Annotated in this window: 18 protein-coding genes and 1 pseudogene; 12 read left to right on the forward strand and 7 right to left on the reverse strand. The window is 70.0% G+C overall.

The window, feature by feature from the left end; genetic code table 11:
- Positions 1 to 282: 282 nt before the first annotated feature.
- The 5 genes from erm (at position 283) to DTL70_RS01025 (ending at position 3,998) form a co-directional block, all read left to right on the forward strand.
- Positions 283 to 1,080: a 23S ribosomal RNA methyltransferase Erm gene (erm, locus tag DTL70_RS01005; protein WP_114019888.1), complete on the forward strand. Its 798-nt coding sequence runs from the start codon at positions 283 to 285 to the stop codon at positions 1,078 to 1,080.
- Positions 1,081 to 1,311: 231 nt separating this feature from the next.
- The gene (locus DTL70_RS01010; RefSeq protein ID WP_114019889.1) at positions 1,312 to 1,722 is read left to right on the forward strand and encodes a nitroreductase/quinone reductase family protein; all 411 of its coding nucleotides are present in this window, start codon (positions 1,312 to 1,314) and stop codon (positions 1,720 to 1,722) included.
- Between the two features lie 94 nt (positions 1,723 to 1,816).
- Positions 1,817 to 2,674 (forward strand): class I SAM-dependent methyltransferase, encoded by an 858-nt coding sequence (locus DTL70_RS01015; protein WP_114019890.1) that lies wholly within the window; start codon positions 1,817 to 1,819, stop codon positions 2,672 to 2,674.
- 67 nt (positions 2,675 to 2,741) lie between these two features.
- Positions 2,742 to 3,311, forward strand: a complete 570-nt coding sequence (locus DTL70_RS01020) for a TetR/AcrR family transcriptional regulator (RefSeq protein WP_114019891.1) — start codon at positions 2,742 to 2,744, stop codon at positions 3,309 to 3,311.
- A gap of 270 nt (positions 3,312 to 3,581) precedes the next feature.
- Complete coding sequence (locus DTL70_RS01025) at positions 3,582 to 3,998, forward strand: Dabb family protein (protein WP_114019892.1); 417 nt, start codon at positions 3,582 to 3,584, stop codon at positions 3,996 to 3,998.
- Positions 3,999 to 4,466: 468 nt separating this feature from the next.
- Here DTL70_RS01025 and DTL70_RS01030 read toward each other — a convergent pair whose 3' ends face one another.
- Positions 4,467 to 4,868 (reverse strand): MerR family transcriptional regulator, encoded by a 402-nt coding sequence (locus DTL70_RS01030; RefSeq protein ID WP_114019893.1) that lies wholly within the window; start codon positions 4,866 to 4,868, stop codon positions 4,467 to 4,469.
- 420 nt (positions 4,869 to 5,288) lie between these two features.
- On the opposite strand from DTL70_RS01030, the gene DTL70_RS01035 reads away from it, so the two are divergent.
- From DTL70_RS01035 to DTL70_RS01045, 3 genes are read left to right on the forward strand one after another with little or no spacing between them, the layout of a single operon-like run.
- Positions 5,289 to 6,791 carry a SulP family inorganic anion transporter gene (locus DTL70_RS01035; RefSeq protein WP_114019894.1) on the forward strand — a complete coding sequence of 501 codons (1,503 nt, stop codon included), beginning with the start codon at positions 5,289 to 5,291 and terminating at the stop codon, positions 6,789 to 6,791.
- Positions 6,788 to 7,252, forward strand: a complete 465-nt coding sequence (locus DTL70_RS01040; RefSeq protein ID WP_245978902.1) for an MmyB family transcriptional regulator — start codon at positions 6,788 to 6,790, stop codon at positions 7,250 to 7,252. The genes DTL70_RS01035 and DTL70_RS01040 overlap by 4 nt, the downstream gene beginning before the upstream one ends.
- A 57-nt stretch (positions 7,253 to 7,309) precedes the next feature.
- Complete coding sequence (locus DTL70_RS01045; RefSeq protein ID WP_181860714.1) at positions 7,310 to 7,672, forward strand: DUF4190 domain-containing protein; 363 nt, start codon at positions 7,310 to 7,312, stop codon at positions 7,670 to 7,672.
- A 66-nt stretch (positions 7,673 to 7,738) separates the two neighbouring features.
- Here DTL70_RS01045 and DTL70_RS01050 read toward each other — a convergent pair whose 3' ends face one another.
- Positions 7,739 to 9,076 carry a sensor histidine kinase gene (locus DTL70_RS01050; protein ID WP_245978892.1) on the reverse strand — a complete coding sequence of 446 codons (1,338 nt, stop codon included), beginning with the start codon at positions 9,074 to 9,076 and terminating at the stop codon, positions 7,739 to 7,741.
- Positions 9,077 to 9,370: 294 nt separating this feature from the next.
- Entirely contained in the window at positions 9,371 to 9,541 is a 171-nt protein-coding gene (locus tag DTL70_RS33810) for a hypothetical protein (RefSeq protein ID WP_245978893.1), read from the reverse strand.
- Between the two features lie 487 nt (positions 9,542 to 10,028).
- On the opposite strand from DTL70_RS33810, the gene DTL70_RS01060 reads away from it, so the two are divergent.
- Together DTL70_RS01060 and DTL70_RS01065 are read left to right on the forward strand one after the other, a co-directional pair.
- Positions 10,029 to 10,733, forward strand: a complete 705-nt coding sequence (locus tag DTL70_RS01060) for a response regulator (protein WP_245978894.1) — start codon at positions 10,029 to 10,031, stop codon at positions 10,731 to 10,733.
- Between the two features lie 54 nt (positions 10,734 to 10,787).
- Positions 10,788 to 11,816, forward strand: a complete 1,029-nt coding sequence (locus DTL70_RS01065) for a CPBP family intramembrane glutamic endopeptidase (protein ID WP_245978895.1) — start codon at positions 10,788 to 10,790, stop codon at positions 11,814 to 11,816.
- A 307-nt stretch (positions 11,817 to 12,123) separates the two neighbouring features.
- Here DTL70_RS01065 and DTL70_RS01070 read toward each other — a convergent pair whose 3' ends face one another.
- A complete protein-coding gene (locus DTL70_RS01070; RefSeq protein ID WP_114019899.1) occupies positions 12,124 to 12,984 on the reverse strand; it encodes an SDR family oxidoreductase in 861 nt (286 codons plus the stop codon).
- Positions 12,985 to 13,072: 88 nt separating this feature from the next.
- On the opposite strand from DTL70_RS01070, the gene DTL70_RS01075 reads away from it, so the two are divergent.
- Positions 13,073 to 13,801, forward strand: a complete 729-nt coding sequence (locus DTL70_RS01075) for a TetR/AcrR family transcriptional regulator (RefSeq protein ID WP_114019900.1) — start codon at positions 13,073 to 13,075, stop codon at positions 13,799 to 13,801.
- 274 nt (positions 13,802 to 14,075) lie between these two features.
- Here the strand turns inward: DTL70_RS01075 and DTL70_RS01080 are convergent.
- A pseudogene (locus DTL70_RS01080) lies at positions 14,076 to 14,840 on the reverse strand (sensor histidine kinase); the annotation flags it as partial.
- 221 nt (positions 14,841 to 15,061) lie between these two features.
- On the opposite strand from DTL70_RS01080, the gene DTL70_RS33370 reads away from it, so the two are divergent.
- Complete coding sequence (locus DTL70_RS33370) at positions 15,062 to 15,202, forward strand: hypothetical protein (RefSeq protein WP_181860718.1); 141 nt, start codon at positions 15,062 to 15,064, stop codon at positions 15,200 to 15,202.
- A 45-nt stretch (positions 15,203 to 15,247) separates the two neighbouring features.
- Here the strand turns inward: DTL70_RS33370 and DTL70_RS01090 are convergent, their stop codons facing one another.
- Together DTL70_RS01090 and DTL70_RS01095 are read right to left on the reverse strand one after the other, a co-directional pair.
- A complete protein-coding gene (locus tag DTL70_RS01090) occupies positions 15,248 to 16,258 on the reverse strand; it encodes an aldo/keto reductase (RefSeq protein ID WP_114019902.1) in 1,011 nt (336 codons plus the stop codon).
- 198 nt (positions 16,259 to 16,456) lie between these two features.
- Positions 16,457 to 17,446, reverse strand: a complete 990-nt coding sequence (locus DTL70_RS01095; RefSeq protein ID WP_114019903.1) for a D-isomer specific 2-hydroxyacid dehydrogenase family protein — start codon at positions 17,444 to 17,446, stop codon at positions 16,457 to 16,459.
- Positions 17,447 to 17,754 lie beyond the last annotated feature (308 nt).

Consider the following 17,754-nt stretch of genomic DNA (forward strand, 5'->3'; position numbering starts at 1 on the left):
GCCCTTCCCGTGTGCCCTGCCGGACACGGCAATAGCACGCCCCGGCCCTACCCGGCCGGGTAATTCGGTTGGCGCTGACGAGCGCGCCGCCTAGAGTGCGCGCCATGAGTGCCTGCTCCTGCGCCTTCGCGGCCTGCTCCTGCGCCGCGTGCGCCGCCATGACGCGCCTCCGCCGCCCGTAGCGGCGGCCGTCTCTCTGCGAGAAGCTCCGCCGCTCCAGCGCGTCAGCGCCGGGCGGCTCTTCGTGCTGCCCGGCTTCCCTTCCGAAGCCGCGGAGTTCCCGTGCCCAGGCACAGCACACGACACACGACCTTCCACGACGGCCGCCACGAGCTCGGCCAGAACTTCCTCACCGACCCCGCGACGATCCGCCGGATCGTCGCCCTCATCGCCCGCACCCGGGGACCGGTCATCGAGATCGGCGGCGGCGACGGCGCGCTGACGGTGCCGCTGGAGCGGCTCGGCCGGCCGCTGACCGTCCTGGAGGTGGACGCCCGCACGGCCGCCCGGCTCCGCCGGCGGGTGACGGACACCACCGCCGTGCGCCAGGCCGACTTCCTGCGCTGGAAGGCTCCCCGCACCCCGCACGTCCTGGTCGGCAACCTCCCCTTCCACCGGACCACCGCCATGTTCCGCCACATCCTGCACGCACCCGGCTGGACGGACGCCGTCCTCCTCGTCCAGTGGGAGGTCGCGCGGCGGCGCGCGGGCGTGGGCGGGGCGACGATGATGACGGCCCAGTGGTGGCCCTGGTACGAGTTCCGGCTGGTCGAGCGCGTTCCCGCGGGGGCCTTCAGCCCCAGGCCGGGAGTCGACGGAGGCCTGGTGACCGTCACCCGCCGCCCCGAGCCGCTGCTGGCGGCCGGTACGCGCCGCCGGTACCAGGACTTCGTCCACCGGGTCTTCACCGGCCGGGGCCGCGGCCTGGCCGAGATCCTGCCGCTCGCCGCACGCGGCCTGCCCCGGCGGCGGATCGTCCCGTGGCTGCGCCGCCAGGGCCTGTCCGCCTCGGCCCTCCCCAAGTCACTGACGGCCCCGCAGTGGGCGGAACTCTTCCAACTGGCGGAGGGGCACTCCTGAGGCGGCACGCAGGGGTGCCCGGAGCGACGCGGCCCGGAGGCCGGGCCACAGCTTCCCGCCGCGGACCCTGAGGGCGCCCCGGCTTCTGCGGGCCGTTGTCAGTGCCCGGTGCGAGACTCGTCGTATCCGTATCCATCATGCTGGCTGCGTGTGGACGGAAGGCCCCGCCGGCAGCGCGGCGGGGCCGCTCATCTCAGGACGGATGGCGGCGGAAGGGCGGGCAGGGACAGCATGGCGAACGCGCAAGGCCGCGGCGGGGGACGGAAGTTCCGCGCCGTCACGGCGCTCCAACGGTATGTCGTCAATCCCCTCACCACGCGGCTGCCGGGGCAGGTGCTCCTGGAGACCACGGGCCGCGTCTCGGGCCGCCCGCGCCGTACGCCGCTCGGCGGGCGCCGGATGGGTGACCGGTTCTGGCTGGTGGCCGAGCACGGCGAGGTGGCGCAGTACGTCCGCAACATCCGGGCCGATCCGCGCGTCCGGGTCAGGGTGCGGGGCCGCTGGTATCCGGGTACGGCCCACCCCCTCCCGGACGACGACGCGCGCGCCCGGCTCCGATCCCTGCCGCTGCTCAACAGCGCCGTGGTCCGCGCGGTGGGCACGCGGCTGCTGACGGTCAGGGTGGACCTCGACGGCGACTGAGCGCGGAGCACGGCGCATCGGTACAGCACGGAGGAAGACCGCACGACAGACGGAAGCGCACGCGTGGTGAGGCTTCGGCAGGAGGAGGAACCGGATGGTGCACGAGCTGACGCAGGTGCCCGACAACACCGCGGTGCGGACCGCGCTCTGGCGGGCGCTGCACCTGCGGGTCGACGCGCCCCCGCATGTGGTCGAGGACGAGATCGGCCTGCGGTTGGCGGCTCCCGGAGCTGACTGGCGTGCCCGTCCTGACATGGATCCGCAGGCCACCAGCGGATTCCGGGCCTCCATCGTGGCGCGCGCCCGCTTCGTCGAGGACCTGGTCGCCGAGCAGGCCGACCGGGGCGTGACCCAGTACGTCGTCCTGGGGGCGGGCCTCGACACCTTCGCGCAGCGCAGGCCAAAACTCGCCGCCCGCCTGCGGATCTTCGAGATCGACCAGCCCGGCACCCAGGCATGGAAGCGCCGCCGCCTGGCCGAACTGGGCTACGGCGTCCCCGACCGGCTGCACCTGGTGCCGGTCGACTTCGAGGCGAGCGAGGACTGGCTGGACAAACTGGTCGCGGCCGGCTTCGACGCCTCCAGCCCGGCGGTCGTCGTCTCCACGGGCGTCACCGTCTACCTCGCCAAGGACACGACCTCGGCCACCCTGCGCCGGGTCGCCGGACTCGCGCCCGGCTCGACGCTCGCCATGACCTTCATGCTGCCGGTCGACCTGCTCGACGGCGACGACCGCCCGGGCCTCCGGACGAGCGAAGAGGGGGCTCAGGCTTCGGGGACGCCGTTCGTCAGCTTCTACACCCCGCCCGAGATGCTCGCACTGGCCCGCGAGGCGGGCCTCGCGCAGGCGCGGCACCTGTCGGGAGCCTCGCTCGCCGAGCGCTACTTCACCGGGCGCACCGACGGTCTCCGCCCGTCCAGCGGGGAGGACTGGCTGCTGGCCACCACCTGACGTGAGCGAAGCCGGTGCTGCCGACGGAGCGGTTGACAGCCCTGTGTGTGAGTGGTTTATTACTCACATGTCCACTTCCGCGCCTCAGCGACAGCTCTCGACCGCCGACGAACGGCGGAGGACCGTCCTCCGGACGGCAGTCAGTGCCTTCGCCGACCGGGGGTACTTCGGCACCACGACCACGGACGTGGCGAAGCGCGCCGGCATCTCGCAGGCCTACGTCTACCGGCTCTTCCCCGACAAGGAGGCCCTGTTCGTCGCGGTGGTGGAGCACTGCTTCGCCCGTATCCGCGAGAGCCTCGGCGACGGAGCCACCACCGCGCGGGGGAGCGCGCCGAAGGAGGTCCTGGACGCGATGGGCGACGCGTACGCCCAGCTCATCGCGGACCGCGACCTGTTGCTGCTCCAGTTGCACGCCCAGTGCGCGGCCGCGGCCGAGCCGGCCATTCGCGAGGTGGTGCGCACCGGCTACGCGCGGCTGGTCGAGTACGTGCGAGGTGTCTCCGGCGCGCCGGAGGGCGACGTCCAGCGCTTCTTCGCCGTGGGCATGCTCTGTCATCTCGTCGTCGCCACGGACGCGCACGAGGTCGATGCACCATGGGCGCGCACACTGTCCGAGGGGCTCCGCCACTACTGAGGGCCGACGCCGGCGGGAAAGGGGGCCGACCGCGGTGTCGCGGCCGGCCGACCGGCCCTGGCTGGCTCCGCCGGCCCCCCGGCCGTCCCGGATGCCATGGCTCGCCGCACTCCGCGGCTCTATTTTCGGCCACAGGAGTGAGTGGTCAATCACACACGGCCCCGAAACCCGAAACCCGAAATCCGGAACCCGGGATCACAGACGACGGCGGAACCGCACCCACCCACCCGAACAACCGGCCGACGTACACAACCGAAAGGAACAACCCTGATGATCCACCACTGCGTCCGCTTCACCATCAAGCCCGGCACCGCGCCGCACCAGCTCGAAGAGGCCCTGGCCAGTCTGCGCCACCAGGGCGAGGTCATCCCCTCCGTACGGTCGTTCCTCGTCGGCCGCGACCACGGCGGTGCGTACGAGTGGGGTGCCACCTTCCAGCTGGACGATCTCGACGGCTACCAGGAGTACTTGATGCACCCGGCCCACCGCCGCACCGACGAGATCGGTCTGCCGCTGGTGGACAAGTTCGTGTCGTTCGACATCACGGACGACACGGACCCCGAGGCCGGTCGGCAGATCGCCGCCCTGCACCAGCGCCGCTTCGACGCCGACCCGGATCTGACCCGGCTCGTCTCGGAGCTCAACGCGTACACGGGCAGCGCGGCACCCGGCCCCCACAGCGCCTGACCCCACTCCCCCCGAGCCATACCATGCGCGAGTGGGGGCGAGCAGGGGCAGGAAGGCGGGCAGTGTCGAGGAGAGGGCGGCCGCCCTCGGCCGAGGGGATGCGCCGGTGGCGGGTGAGCGCTCGCCCGCCACCGAGTACGATCCAGTCAACGCTTCCGGGCAGCATCCACCCCCTCCACGTGCTGACTTCATGAGATCGTGATCGAGTCTGAGCGCTGAGCTGCGCGGATCTCGCCATTCCCTGGACGACGGAATGACCGCGTCGTTCTCCCGCATCTCCACGAGCAGCCTGGGTGACGAATCCGTCACCTCCGTGGCGGCGCAGCGCCTGGCGGATGTGGCCGGCGGCTGAGCCGTTCCGCCGGGTGCGAGGCCTGACCCCGACCGGGAAGGCCACCGGAGCGTCGCCGGGCGCCGGCGGTACGGCGTCCCGGCCTCGGGGCAGCGCTGTCAGCGCTTCGCCACGCGTCAGCCGCCTGCTCCCAGCCGGTGGCGCAGTGTCGCGGCGAAGTCCTGGGCCATCTCCAGCCGGGCCCGCAGGGTCTCGCACCGCGCGTCGGCCACCTTGCGGTAGGCGTCGAGGCGCTCCCTGAGCCGCTCCCGCTCCTCGTCCGAGGGCGGATCCTGCGTGGCGGCGATCCGGCCGGTGATCTGGAGGAGGTCGCGCATCTCCTCCAGGGAGAAGTCCAGCGGCTTCATCCGTCGAATGACCATCAGACGCTCCACGTCGGCCTCCGTGTAGAGCCGGAAGCCGCCCTTGCTCCGGGCGGAGGGGACGACGAGGTCGACTTCCTCGTAGTGGCGGATGGTGCGCAGCGACAAGCCGGTCCGCTCGGCGACCTCGCCGATCTGCATCTGCCGCTCACCCATCGCCCTGTCTTCTCCTTCTGTCGTCCGCCTGGGTTCGAACGTGCCATGAGGCCCTGGAGCCGTGAGGCGCCTCACAGGATCCCGGTGCCGTTTCCGCCTCTGATTCCCGGATCACCAGTCGCACTCTTCCCTTACGTCAGGGTAGAGTTTTGGCGTTGCGCCTCCGCTGTCCAGCACATGGCAGAGGCGATCCCGCCGCAGCGGGGCCCCCGACCTGGCCCCGGCGGCACCAGGTCTTCCGGGCAATGATGCCCGATCGGCAACCGCCCGGTTTCCGGCCCGGCCCGGTCAGGCCTTGCCGGCCCGGCCCGGCAGGCCCCGGGGGCGGCCTGGCTGCCGAGGCGGTTCCACTCCTCACGGAACCAGTACGGCGCGTGTGCGTCCGCGGCATGGACGTCACGCCTGAGCAGAAACGGTTGCATGTCCTCACCGCTGTCCGCGGCCTCCAAGCTGCGCCTGTCCAAGCCCGAATGGCTCGCCTCTCCCCGGGTGTTGCGCACCGAGGTACTGGGCGGTCTGGTGGTCGCCCTCGCGCTGATCCCCGAGGCGATCTCCTTCTCGATCATCGCCGGGGTCGATCCGAAGGTCGGCCTGTACGCGGCCTGCACCATGGCCGTGGTGATCTCCTTCGTCGGCGGCCGCAAGGCCATGATCTCGGCGGCGACGGGGGCGGTCGCTCTCGTCGTGGCGCCGCTCAACCACGAGTACGGGCTCGGCTATCTGATCGCCACCGTCCTCCTCGGCGGCGCCTTCCAGGTGATCCTCGGCTCGCTCGGCGTCGCCAAGCTGATGCGTTTCGTTCCGCGCAGCGTCATGGTGGGGTTCGTCAACGCGCTGGCCATCATGATCTTCATGGCGCAGGTGCCGGAGATGAGCGACGTGCCGTGGCCGGTCTACCCGCTGCTCGCCGCGGGCCTGGTGCTGATGATCCTCTTCCCGAAGGTCACCAAGGTCGTTCCGGCACCCCTGGTCTCGATCATCGTCCTCACCGTCGTCACCCTCGCGGCGGGCATCGCCGTCCCGACCGTGGGCGACAAGGGCAAGCTCCCCAGCTCCCTGCCGGTCCCCGGCCTCCCGGACGTGCCGTTCACCCTGCACACGCTGACCGTCATCGCCCCTTACGCGCTCGCCTTCGCGCTGGTCGGGCTCATGGAGTCGCTGATGACGGCCAAGCTGGTCGACGACATCACCGATACGCACTCCAACAAGACCCGCGAGTCGATCGGGCAGGGCATCGCCAACATCGTCACCGGCTTCTTCGGCGGCATGGGCGGCTGCGCCATGATCGGCCAGACCATGATCAACGTGAAGACGTCCGGCGCGCGTACCCGCCTGTCCACCTTCCTGGCCGGCGCCTTCCTCCTCGTCCTGTGCATCGCCTTCGGCCCCGTCGTCTCCGACATCCCGATGGCCGCCCTCGTCGCCGTCATGATCCTGGTCTCCGTCGGCACGTTCGACTGGCACTCCATCCAGCCGAAGACGCTCAGGCGGATGCCGGTGGGCGAGATCGCGGTCATGGTGATCACGGTCGTCGTCGTGGTCGGGACCCACAACCTCGCCATCGGCGTCGTCGTCGGCTCGGTCACCGCCATGGTGATCTTCGCCAGGCGCGTCGCCCACCTCGCCGAGGTCTCCGGCGTCGTCGACCCGGAGGGCAAGCAGGTCGTCTACGCCGTCACCGGCGAACTGTTCTTCGCCTCCTCCAACGACCTCGTCTACCAGTTCGACTACAAGGGTGACCCGGACGACGTCGTCATCGACCTCTCCGACGCGCACATCTGGGACGCCTCCTCCGTGGCCGCGCTGGACGCGGTGGAGACGAAGTACGCGGAGCGCGGCAAGAAGGTCACCCTCATCGGCCTGAACGAACCCAGCGCCGACATGCGCCGCCGCCTGGCAGGACAACTGACCGGCAGCCACTGAGGGCCCGGGACGGACGTGAAGGCGATCACAACACGGCCCAGCAGCCACCGAACGTCGCCAGGTACGTCTTCGTCGACCCGCGCGCGGAGCATTTCCACGCCGACCTCGACGAGGCGAAGGGCCTGCTGGTCGCGGTACTCCGCGCGACCGCCGGGCGTGACCCGCTGGACAAGCAGGTGATCGGACTCATCGGCGAACTCTTCACCCCTAGCACGGACTTCAGCACCCGCTGGGCCGAGCACCACGTGCACCGCCACTCGCGCGGACGCAAGGTCGTCAACCACCCGGCCGTCGGAACGATGGACCTCGCGTACGACGGCTTCGCGCTCCCCGGCGACCCGCACGTCTCCCTCCCCACCTACACCGCGGATCCCGGTACGCCCAGCGCCGACACTCTCACCTTGCCGGCGACCTGGGCCGATACGCGCAAGCAGCCGACGATCTGGGCGACGTCTACGTGAGCGCGCCTGATCGGGCGTACACCTCGGCTGCCAGCCCGCGTTGTTAAGCTCTCCGCTGTGATCGAGACGGGGGAAACAGAGGTACGGACGGAGCCGGAGAACCGGGCCGCCGGGGTCAGCGTGGGGGCTGCCCTTGCGGCGGTCATCGTGGCGAGCGGCAGCCTGTGGGCGTCGGGCGTGAGCTTCTACCTCCCGGCGACGATCGGCTGGTTCGTCTTCGTGACGCTGGCCGCGCTGACCGCGATCGTCGCGGGCCATGTGGCGCGTCGGCGTGCCAAGCGGCAGGGCCTGCCCGGCCGTTGGTTGGCGCTCGCCGCGCTCGCGACAGGGTGGGTGTGCCTGCTGTACGCGGTCCTCGTGGTGCTGGTGGTCGTCGGTTTGCTTGCCGGATTCGCCGCGCTGTACGGGGCCCTGAGCTGAGCGTTCCGCCGCGGTGCGGGGTGCGGATCGGTGAGCAGTATCGGGTACGGGAAGAAGGTGCACGGGTTACCTACCGCCTCTGATGGGGATACGGGCGCGGACGCAGAAGCCCCCGTCGGCGCGCGGGCCCGCGGCGAATTCACCGCCGAGCATGTCGACACGTGTCCGGAGCCCGCCCAGGCCCCGGCCTCCGGACACGTGTCCCGGCCTGGGCGCCGCGGGTGAGTCGTCACAGGGGGCGTCCCCCCGATCGGGGCCCTCGTTGGCGACCTCGACCTCGACGTGGTCGCCGCTGTAGCCGACCGTGATGCGGGTGGGCCGCCCGGGTGCATACTTCACGGCGTTGGTGAGCGATTCCTGGACGAGCCGGTACACGGACAGGCCCGCGCCGGCCGGCAGTGGTACTCGTTCGCCTTTTTCCACCAGTTCAGCGGGCTGGCCGCTCATGCGGGTCTGGTTGACCAGGTCGCGCAAATCCCCTCCGGCAGGTGCGCGTCTGCCCGATGTGGACTCGTCCGACGCGGACTCGCCCGTGGCCTCCAGCACACCGAGCAGGTACCGGAGTTCGGCCAGCGCGCGCCGCCCGGTCCCGCTGATGGCGGCGAGCGCCTCGGTTACCCGTTCCGGGGAGGTGACGAGGAACGGCGCGGCGTCGGACTGCACCACCATCGCCGTCACATGGTGGGTGACCACGTCGTGCAACTCCTGTGCCAAGCGGCTCCGTTCCGCCGCTGTGGCGGCCAACGCTGTGAGGCGCCGCCGCTCGGCCTCGGTCGCCCGGCGGCCCCGGACGACGCTGCCTGCGGCCCAGACGGTGGCCAGCACGAGTCCGATGACGGCGTAGTCCGGCAGTTGCTGCGGCGATCCGAGCGCGTGCAGGACGACGCAGAAAACGGCGTACCCCACCACGGTGGGCGCTATGAGCAACCGCCGTCCGCGCTCCGCGTGCGCGCCCACCGAGTACAACGCGAGGTAGAGCCCCATACTGCCGAACGTCTGCGGCAACCCCAGCGACTGGTGCACTCCGAAGCAGAGGCTCACGAGCAGGAGGCAGAGCGCGGGGCGGCTGGTGCGCAGGGCCAGCGGCAGTGTCTGTCCGAGCGTCAGCAGGATCGCGAGCGCGGGTGCGTGCCGGGGTGACAGGTTGCCGAACTGCGCGCCGATGCCCGCCAGCGGTTCGACGAAGGAGAGCACGGTGATCACGAGCGCCAGTTCCCGGTCCCGCGCGTCACGCGGGCGCCCGCCCCACCACGCGGTCAAGGTCCGCCACGACCCGGTGCATGCCGCCGCCGCGCGCGAGAGGAAGGCGAGGCCGCGGGGCGCGGTCGGACCGGGTGAGCCGGCTGTGGTGTCCGGTTCCGGAGACGGCGTGCTGTCGGTGTTCTCGGATTTCACGGCTCTCACTGGTGTTCCTACGGGTTGGGCCGTGACGCGGTACAGGCGGCCACGGTAGGGGAGGACACGGACAGGTGCCCGTCGAAGGTATTCGCGAGCGGTGCCGTCGGCATCCCCCGTGAGTGGACACTTCCGGGTACCGCGCGTGGGTGTCGTCCCCCGGAAAGTGCCCACTGCGCGGTGACGATCCGTGCCGGTTCGGCCGCGTAGCTTTCGTGTCGCGCCGATCCGAGGCGCCTGCGTACCGGGGCCATGGAACGAAGACAGCGACGGCTCCCTGCGGCGGGCTGCCTGGGCGATCCCTCAGTTCGTGCACGGCATCTGGCCACGTGGGGACCGCCTCAAGGCCATCCGCTCGGCTGCTGAGCGCGACCGCGAGCGATGCGTGAGCCAGGGGCGGGAGTGCTCGCGGGCCTGACGGCTCCGCTCGGCCTGGGAGTGATTGACCTGGTGGCGTGCGGTGCCGTTCGACATCGCACGGAGGTGACGCCCGGTCGGCCGGGGCAAGGAGAGCAGTGAACGCCATGTCCGCTTGGACGCGCAGGGGTTACCCCTTCGCCCCTGCGGCTCCGGCGTGAACGTCCACGAAGGTCAGGGACTGCTTCCGCTGGTAATGGAGGAGAGCATGAGGGAGAGTGGTGGCCTATGGCTCGGCGGTGGAATTGACCGCATTCCGTCTGGTGTGGAGGACGCTGATCAACGTGTGCGACCACGCTCCGGTACATCGGACGCCTGTCCGTCGGCACGTCAGTCACCAGAAGACGGAGACCGGCGTGACCATGGAAGGCGCCCCCGCCGCGGCGACTTCCACCCGGTTCGCGCCTACTGGCCCTGGAGTCGGGCGTGCTGTGGTCGGGATGCCCGATCGGGTGAGGGCGTTCTTCGGTGCCGGGCCGACGGCCGGCAGTCCGCGGCACGGCGGATGCGGTGCCGGTGCCTCGATGGCTTCGGGGGAGCAGGCGTGAGCGAGCTCAGACCCGAATCCGGTTCGGGAGCGCCGACCCGGGTTCTGGTGTGTGAGGACCAGGAGCTCGTGCGTGCCGGCTACGTCACCATCTTCTCGGCACAACGGGATCTTGAGGTGGTGGGGGAAGCAGGGGACGGCAGGTCGGCGGTGGAGACCGCCAGGTGGCTGTGTCCCGATGTGGTGGTGATGGACATCCGGATGCCCGGCCTGGACGGGATCGAGGCGACGCGGCTGCTGGCCGGTCCTGACGTCGCAGCGCCGATGAAGGTCCTGGTGGTCACGACCTTCAATGTGGACGAATACGTGTACGAGGCCCTGCGGGCCGGTGCGAGTGGGTTCCTGCTCAAGGATTCACCGCCATCCGCCTTGGTGCACGGGGTCCGGACGATCGCCGCGGGTGAGTCCCTACTGGCTCCCGCTGTCACCCGGCAACTCGTCGGCAGGTTCGCGGACCGGATCAGTCAACCCCGTAAGCCTGCCGCGACAGAGGCGCTGTCCGCTTTGACGCCTCGCGAGACCGAGGTCCTGAAACTCGTCGCCGAAGGTCTGTCGAACGCCGAGATCGCCGAACGGATGGTCATCAGCCGCGAGACGGTCAAGACCTACGTGTCCCGCATCCTGACCAAGCTCGATCTGCGTGACCGTGTCCAGGCGGTGGTGTTGGCCCACCGAATAGGCCTGGTCACCGTCGCCGGCTGACCGGCTCGGCATGCGTCCGGCCCGCCCCGGCATCCCCCATGAGAGCTATCCCGGATGTCCACCACAGGGCGACGATGCGCGGCAGCCCGCGCCCATAGCGTTCCTGTCAACGCGGCGGCGACCGGCCGCCGGCGTCGGCAGAAGAGGATTGGCATGTCGTTCAGGAACGCGCAGTCACTGAGGTCGTTGAAGAACCTGTTCTCCCAGGTCCCGTTCACCGGGCCGTCGCGCCGGGTGCGGTCCGCTTGGGTGAGGCTGGTGGTGATGGCCGCTCTGTTTCTGGTGGTGATCGCCCTCGCTGCCGGGATACGCGCGATGGCGGGGGGCAGCGCGGTCCTGGCCGTGCCGGCCGGCGCGGTCGTCGTCTTGGGCGCGCTCGTGCTCTACACGAAGAGCGTACGGCTGCTGGAGCAGCGGCCGGTGTCGGAACTGGATCCTTCCGTGGCCGGCGCGACATTGCGTGACGGTACCCTCGTCGGTGTCGTCCTCTTCGCCTTCACCCTCGTGGTGATTGCCCTGTTCGGGAGCTACGGCACCGAGGGCGGGGTGTCCGTCAGTGGTGCTCTGGCCGTCTTCGCGACGATGGCGGGAGTCGCGCTCACCGAAGAACTCCTCTTCCGCGGCGTCGTCTTCCGCCTGTTGGAGGAACTCACCGGCACATGGGGCGCGTTGATCACTTCGGGTCTGCTGTTCGGGGCGATCCACCTGGTCAACGCCCACACCACGGTGTGGGGTGCGCTGGCCATCGCCATCGAGGCGGGCCTGATGCTCGGCGCCGCTTATGTGGCTACCCGAACCCTGTGGCTGCCCATCGGCCTGCACCTGGGCTGGAATTTCGCCGAGGGCGGCATCTTCGGTGTGGGTGTTTCGGGCAACGCGAACGGCCAGACCGGCCTGCTCCACGGAGTGCTGTCCGGCTCCGATGCGCTCACCGGTGGCAGCGTCGGCCCCGAGGCCAGTGTTGTTGCCATCTTCGTGTGCTCCATCCCCACCATCGTGTTCCTGCGCCTGGCGAAGCGGCGTGGACACTTCCACACCCGGCGCCGGATCCGCTCCGCCGCCACCTCCGGGACGGCTGCCTGATCACGGAACATGCTCAGCTGACGGACGATGGTGACTTCCCAGGTCGCAGACCTGGGAAGTCACCATCGTCCGTCCCTGGAGGTCCGTCACGAGCGTGCCTGAGGTTTCCTGACGGCGACCCCTGGGCGGGACTGAACCGGCCGTGCCGTGGACGGTGTGGCATCGGTGGCAGGTGTAGGTGTGGGGGAAGTCGTCTACGAGGCTGTGCCCGAGGGCGCCGGTCTGGTGATCGACGTCCTCGGGCGACAGAGGACGAGCCTTTGTGGGCGGTGAGTCAGGCGGGGGCCGTCTGCGCGCCCCACTGGATCTATTCGGCCCAGGCACGCTCCAACTGGGTGCGGAAGGTGGCGGGCTCGTGCCCGATCAACTCGGCCAGCGTCGAGTCGACGGCGGTGAACTCGCCGTTCCGCGCCGCGGCGAAGATGCTCAGCATCAGGTCGACGATCGGGGCCGGGGCGCCGTGCGCCAGGACCTGCTCGCGGAAGGCGTCGTCGGGGACGATGGTGCGGGTGAAGGGCCGTCCGGTGGTCTGGGACGCGATCTCGGCGAGGGCGTCGAAGTCGAGCGCCGCCGGGCCGGTGAGTGGCGGGGTGGGCCCCTCGAAGCGCGCCTCCTCGGCGAGGATCGCCGCGGTGGCCTCGGCGAGGTCGTCGTGGCCGGTCCAGGCGACGGGGCCGTCGGCGGGGAGGGCGATGTCGCCGGTGTGGCGGGCGGACTCCAGGAACTGCAGGGCACTGGAGGCGTAGAAGCCGTTGCGCAGCGCGGTCCAGCGCAGGCCGGTGGCGCGCAGCAGGTCCTCGGTCTGGGCGTGGTCGCGGCATGCCTGGAACCGAGCGTCGTGGGCGGCGCCCATCTGGCTGGTGTAGAGGATGCGTCCGACGCCGGCCTGCACAGCGGCGTCGATGGCGGTGCGGTGGCCGGCGACGCACTCCTGGCCCGTGCGGTCGAGGGAGACGAGGAGCAGTTGCTCGGCGCCTTCGAAGGAGTGTACGAGCGAGGCGGGGTCGTCGAAGCTGCCCTGCCGGACGCGGACGCCGCGGTCGGCGAGGTCCTGGGCCTTGCGGGGGTCGCGGACGCTGACGCCGACGCGGTCGGCGGGGACGCGCTCCAGGAGGCGCTCGACGGTGCGGCGGCCGAGTTTTCCGGTGGCTCCGGTCACGATGAGCATTGGTTCTCCCGACGGCTAGTTCCAGTGGAATCATTCCAACGGTAACACTGGAAATGCCGGTGGTACCGATGCTCGGTACCATCGGTTCATGGCTACGCGCGACTCCACCGACAGCCCTCAGCGCCGCATCGTCGAGGCGGCCGTCGAGCTGCTGGAGAACGGCGGCCCTGACGCGGTGAGCACCCGCGCGGTCGCCGCCGCGGCCGGAATGCAGCCGCCGGCGATCTACCGCCTCTTCGGCGACAAGGAGGGGCTCCTCGAGGCCGTCGCCGAACACGGGTACGCGCAGTTCCTGGAGAGGAAACGCGCGCAACTCGACCCCGCCCCGCAGGACCCGGTGGAGGAGCTGCGCCGCGGCTGGGACATGGTGGTCGAGTTCGGGGTCTCCCGCCCCGAGTTGTTCGCGGTGATGAACCGGGCCACCGGTCGGGGATCGGACGTGGCACACCGCGCGGGTCTGGAGATCCTTCACGGGCGGGTGCGTCGGCTGGCGGCCGGGGGGTGGCTGCGGGTCGACGAGGAACTGGCCGCCCAGATCATCCAGGCGACCGGCCAGGGCGCGGTCGCCACCTGGCACTCCGCCCCCGCGGACCGCCGCAATCCGGCGCTGTTGACCGTCTTGCGTGAGTCCATGGTCGCGGCCGTCACCCGCGCCGAGCCGGCGGTCCCCGCCGCGGAGTCCGGTCCCGCCGCAGCGGCCCGCGCGCTGCGTGCCGCCCTCCCCGACGACGCCGATGTCCTGAGCGATGCCGAGCAGCGCCTGCTGCGTGAGTGGCTCACGCGCCTGGCGGTGGACGGTGGCGCGCCGCATGCCTGATCACGCTCCGCCGCCCACTGGTGACAACGCTCGTGGTCATGACACCTGCGGCATGACTGGACGGCGGTTGGACGGACGCTTTCGGGCAGAGCGACATCGAAGCGAACCCTGCGGACGGGTACACGTACTCTGATCAGGTACGACGTCACTCCGCGGCACCAGCAAGCACGAGTCAGCGCGAACGCCTGAGTGCTCGCAGGCCGTAGGTTCTGCGTGCAGCGAAGATACGGCACGCTCTGGGGCCAGGGCGTGAAAGCCCGGAATGGGCAGCCTGTCACGGGCCGGTTCGTCGGCATCTCCAGCACGCTCGAGCGCACGCGCATGGTGCCTGTCGGAACCCGCAAGATCGCCCCGAGGAGGAAAGCCGTGGCGGCTCACCCTCCGATGCCGCGGGCAATTCCACCGTGATGCGGAGCCCGCCGGCAGGGCGTGGGATGAGCGTGAGGGTGCCGTCGTGTGTCTTGGTGATGGTCTTGACGATGGCCAGGCCCAGGCCCAGGCCGCTGCCTGCCTGGTCGGTGTGGATGCGCTCGGTGCCGCGCTGGAAGGGTTCGGTGAGGGTCGCGACCAGCTGGGGGGTGAGCTGCTCGCCGGTGTTCTCGACGGTGAGCACCGCGGTCTCGCGGCGGACACCGGTGTGGACCCAGACGGTGCCCCGCTGCGCCAGGTTGTGGACGATCGCGTTGTGTACGAGGTTCGTGGTGAGTTGCAGCAGAAGCGCGGGCGAACCGGTCGTGGGGGCGATGTCGCCGCTGGTCTCCAAGGCGACGCCGTGTTTTTCCGCGAGCGGGTGCAGCGTTTCGGCCGCTTCCTCCGCGACGAGGGACAGGTCGAGGTGTTCGCGGGTGAAGGACCGCTGGTTGACCCGGCTGAGGAGGAGCAGCGCCTCGGTGAGGTCGACGGCCCGGGTGTTGATGGTGTGCAGGCGGTCGACGAGTTCGCCGCTGTCGTGGTTCGGATCGGCGCGGGCGACGTCGATGAGTGTCTTGGAGATCGCCAGCGGGGTACGCAGCTCGTGGGAGGCATTGGCAACCCCACGCTCATAGCCGGCGTGCCGTGCGGCGGTATAGGGCCACGAGCCCTGACCCCTCGGTCCACGAGGCGCCCGCCTCTACGTCGCCAATGAACATTCCGGCGACGTCACATGGTTCGATACCGATCAGAGATCAAGGCGAGGAAGTGGTCGGCTTCGACCTCGTAGCGGCGGTCGAGACGCGGGCAGACGGAGAGCCACGAGACGGTTCTCTCCACCATCCACCGGTGCCGACCCAAGTGATGGGAAGCCGCGATGCTGCCGGCCGCGGTGGGGGCATCCTGCTCACCGCGCTGACGGGCAGCGCGCGGATCATGCGGTTGCGCGCGACCGCCCGCACGCATCGCCGGGCGACCACAGGGCTGTGAAAACCGGGGCCGAGGACTCGTCGAAGGCGCCGGAGGCAGCCCGGACTACCGGGAGGCCGCCGCAGGGCGCGACTTGGAGAAGGACTCCTCCAGGTAGGCGGTTTCGTGCGGCCGGTAGGGCTCCTCCAGGTAGGCAGCCTCGCCTTCGTCGAGTTCGACGTCCACCGCAGCGACCGCGTCGGCCATCTGGGCCGGCTTGGTGACCCCGACGATGGGCGAGGTCACCGCTGGGTTGCGCATGACCCAGGCCAGGGCGACCTGGGCCGGGGACAGACCCCGCTTGCCCGCGATCTCGTGAACGTGCTCGGCCACTGCCTGGTCCCCGTCGCGGTAGAGGATCTGGCCGCCCTCGTCGGTCTCGGCACGCGCCGTGGCGGTGTCCCGGGCCCGCGTCAGCCTGCCCCGCGCCAGCGGGCTCCACGGGATCACGCCGATGCCCTGGTCGGCGCAGAGCGGGAGCATCTCCCGCTCTGCTTCCCGGTGGATGAGGTTGTAGTGGTCCTGCATCGACACGAACCGGGTCCAGCCGTTCAGGTCAGCCAGGTACAGGGCCTTGGCGAACTGCCAGGCGTACATGGAAGAGGCTCCGATGTAGCGGACCTTCCCGGACCTGACCGCGTCGTGCAGCGCCTCGAGGGTCTCCTCAATCGGGGTGTCGTAGTCCCAGCGGTGGATCTGGTACAGGTCGATGTAGTCGGTCCCCAGCCGCTTCAGGGAGGCGTCGAGCTCGGCGAAGACCGCCTTGCGGGACAACCCGGCGCCGTTCGGGCCGGGCCGCATCCGCATCCAGACCTTGGTGGAGAGAACGACCTCCTCGCGCCGGGTGAAGTCCTTGACCGCCTGGCCGACGATCTCCTCGCTGCTTCCGGCGCTGTACCCATTGGCTGTGTCGAGGAAGTTGACGCCGCCCTCGAGTGCCTGCTTGATGATGCCCCGGCTGGCGTCCGCGCCCAGCGACCAGGGCTCGCCGCCCCGGTCCGGCTCGCCGAAGCTCATGCAGCCGAGGGTGATGGCGGAGACTTCCAGTCCGGTCGTTCCGAGTTTGATGTATCGCATGCTTCGGAACCTAGGAGTTGGAGTGCGCTCCAGCGCAAATGCGGAGGCGTGGAGCATGCTGCGCTCAGAAGGCTGCCGACGGCCCCAGGACGAGATAAGCGCCCACCTCGGCCGTGGATACTCCCGAGGGTGGCGCAGCCGATGGCGGAGACGCGGAGCTCCTGGGAGCGGCCGCCAAAGATGATGCCGGCCTTCGGCTCAGCCGAGGTGATTCCTGCTTTCGAACGTCAGGCAGTTGGTGAGAGAGTTTTCCACGGTGTCGCGCAGGGCGTGGTCCGTGTAGTAGGCAGTGTGCGGACTGATGAGCGCGTTCGGCAGCTCCTGCAGTCGCAACAGGCCCTTGCTTTCCATGGGTTTGTTCCGGCAGTCGGCGTAGAAGATGCCCTCCTCGCCTTCGACGACATCCAGTGCCGCGCCGCTCAGCCTGCCGCTTTCCAACTGCTCCACCAGTGCCTCGGTGTCGATGAGCGCGCCACGCGCGGTATTGACGATCAGCGCGCCGTTCTTCATCCCTGCCAGGCGCTGCCGATCCAGCAGATGGTACGTCTGCTCGGTGAGCGGCACATGCAGCGTGACCAGGTCGCTCCGCCGCAGCAATGCATCGAGCGGAACGCACTCGACGGCGGCACCGGTGCGGTCAACGGCACGGTTGTCGCAGGCCAGGACGCGGCAGCCGAAACCCCGCAGCCGGTCCAAGACCGCCGCGCCGATGCGGCCCAACCCGATCACTCCGACCGTCAGATCGCGCAATTCCTTCCCGCGCACACCGCTCAGCCGGTAATCATGCATGTCGGTGCGCCGGACGATGGCTTTCGCATCCCGTAGCGCCATCAGCATGAGCATCAGCGTGTAGTCGGCCACGCTGTCCGGCGAGTAGGAGACGTTTTCGACAGATACGCCGATGCTCTCCGCGTATTCCACGTCGATGTGGTTGTAACCGATACTCCGCGTGGAGACATAGCCCACGCCGGCTCGGCCGAGCGCACGCAGAGTGGCGTGAGTGATGGGCGTCTTGTGGCCGACGCTGATGCACCGGCTGCCGACGGCCAGTTCGGTATTGGCTTCGGACACTGGCGCGTCGGTGAGGGCCGACTGCACACCGAAGCAGGGCGCCAGCCCGCGGAACAGAGCGGCTTCGTCCGTGCCGCATCCGTACACGGTGATGCGGGGCGTCTCGCTGTGGGTCATGCCTCCAGCCAAGGCGACGTACTGTTGCCGGAACGTATGTGGTTTTCGATATGCCCGCGATACGGCCCACTGCCTCGGCTGGAGGCAGGACTCACGGGGCGGCGGACATGACGTCCAGGGGATCGGCTCGATCCGGCATGTTGAAGCGCAACGCGCGTTGCCGCGGACTGCAACCCCGCTCGGAGCGCTAGGCCGTTTCTGATGGCTCTTGGACGGTGTCGCGGAGCCAGATGTTGATCGCTGTGACGGCGAGTGTGCCGTTGAAGATGTAGTCGCGCTTGTCGTAGCGGCTGGCCACCGCCCGGTAC

This window comes from Streptomyces diacarni, from assembly GCF_003323715.1.
In the GTDB taxonomy this organism is placed as follows: Bacteria; Actinomycetota; Actinomycetes; order Streptomycetales; family Streptomycetaceae; genus Streptomyces; species Streptomyces diacarni.

What these genes read in the sequence shown, in the direction of transcription:
- DTL70_RS01010 (WP_114019889.1), top strand. Translation starts at nt 1,312, where the DNA reads ATGGCGAACGCGCAAGGCCGCGGCGGGGGACGGAAGTTCCGCGCCGTC.
- DTL70_RS01015 (WP_114019890.1), top strand. Translation starts at nt 1,817, where the DNA reads ATGGTGCACGAGCTGACGCAGGTGCCCGACAACACCGCGGTGCGGACC.
- DTL70_RS01020 (WP_114019891.1), top strand. Translation starts at nt 2,742, where the DNA reads ATGTCCACTTCCGCGCCTCAGCGACAGCTCTCGACCGCCGACGAACGG.
- DTL70_RS01025 (WP_114019892.1), top strand. Translation starts at nt 3,582, where the DNA reads ATGATCCACCACTGCGTCCGCTTCACCATCAAGCCCGGCACCGCGCCG.
- DTL70_RS01030 (WP_114019893.1), bottom strand. Translation starts at nt 4,868, where the DNA reads ATGGGTGAGCGGCAGATGCAGATCGGCGAGGTCGCCGAGCGGACCGGC.
- DTL70_RS01035 (WP_114019894.1), top strand. Translation starts at nt 5,289, where the DNA reads ATGTCCTCACCGCTGTCCGCGGCCTCCAAGCTGCGCCTGTCCAAGCCC.
- DTL70_RS33810 (WP_245978893.1), bottom strand. Translation starts at nt 9,541, where the DNA reads ATGTCGAACGGCACCGCACGCCACCAGGTCAATCACTCCCAGGCCGAG.
- DTL70_RS01065 (WP_245978895.1), top strand. Translation starts at nt 10,788, where the DNA reads ATGTCCACCACAGGGCGACGATGCGCGGCAGCCCGCGCCCATAGCGTT.
- DTL70_RS01070 (WP_114019899.1), bottom strand. Translation starts at nt 12,984, where the DNA reads ATGCTCATCGTGACCGGAGCCACCGGAAAACTCGGCCGCCGCACCGTC.
- DTL70_RS01075 (WP_114019900.1), top strand. Translation starts at nt 13,073, where the DNA reads ATGGCTACGCGCGACTCCACCGACAGCCCTCAGCGCCGCATCGTCGAG.
- DTL70_RS01090 (WP_114019902.1), bottom strand. Translation starts at nt 16,258, where the DNA reads ATGCGATACATCAAACTCGGAACGACCGGACTGGAAGTCTCCGCCATC.
- DTL70_RS01095 (WP_114019903.1), bottom strand. Translation starts at nt 17,446, where the DNA reads ATGACCCACAGCGAGACGCCCCGCATCACCGTGTACGGATGCGGCACG.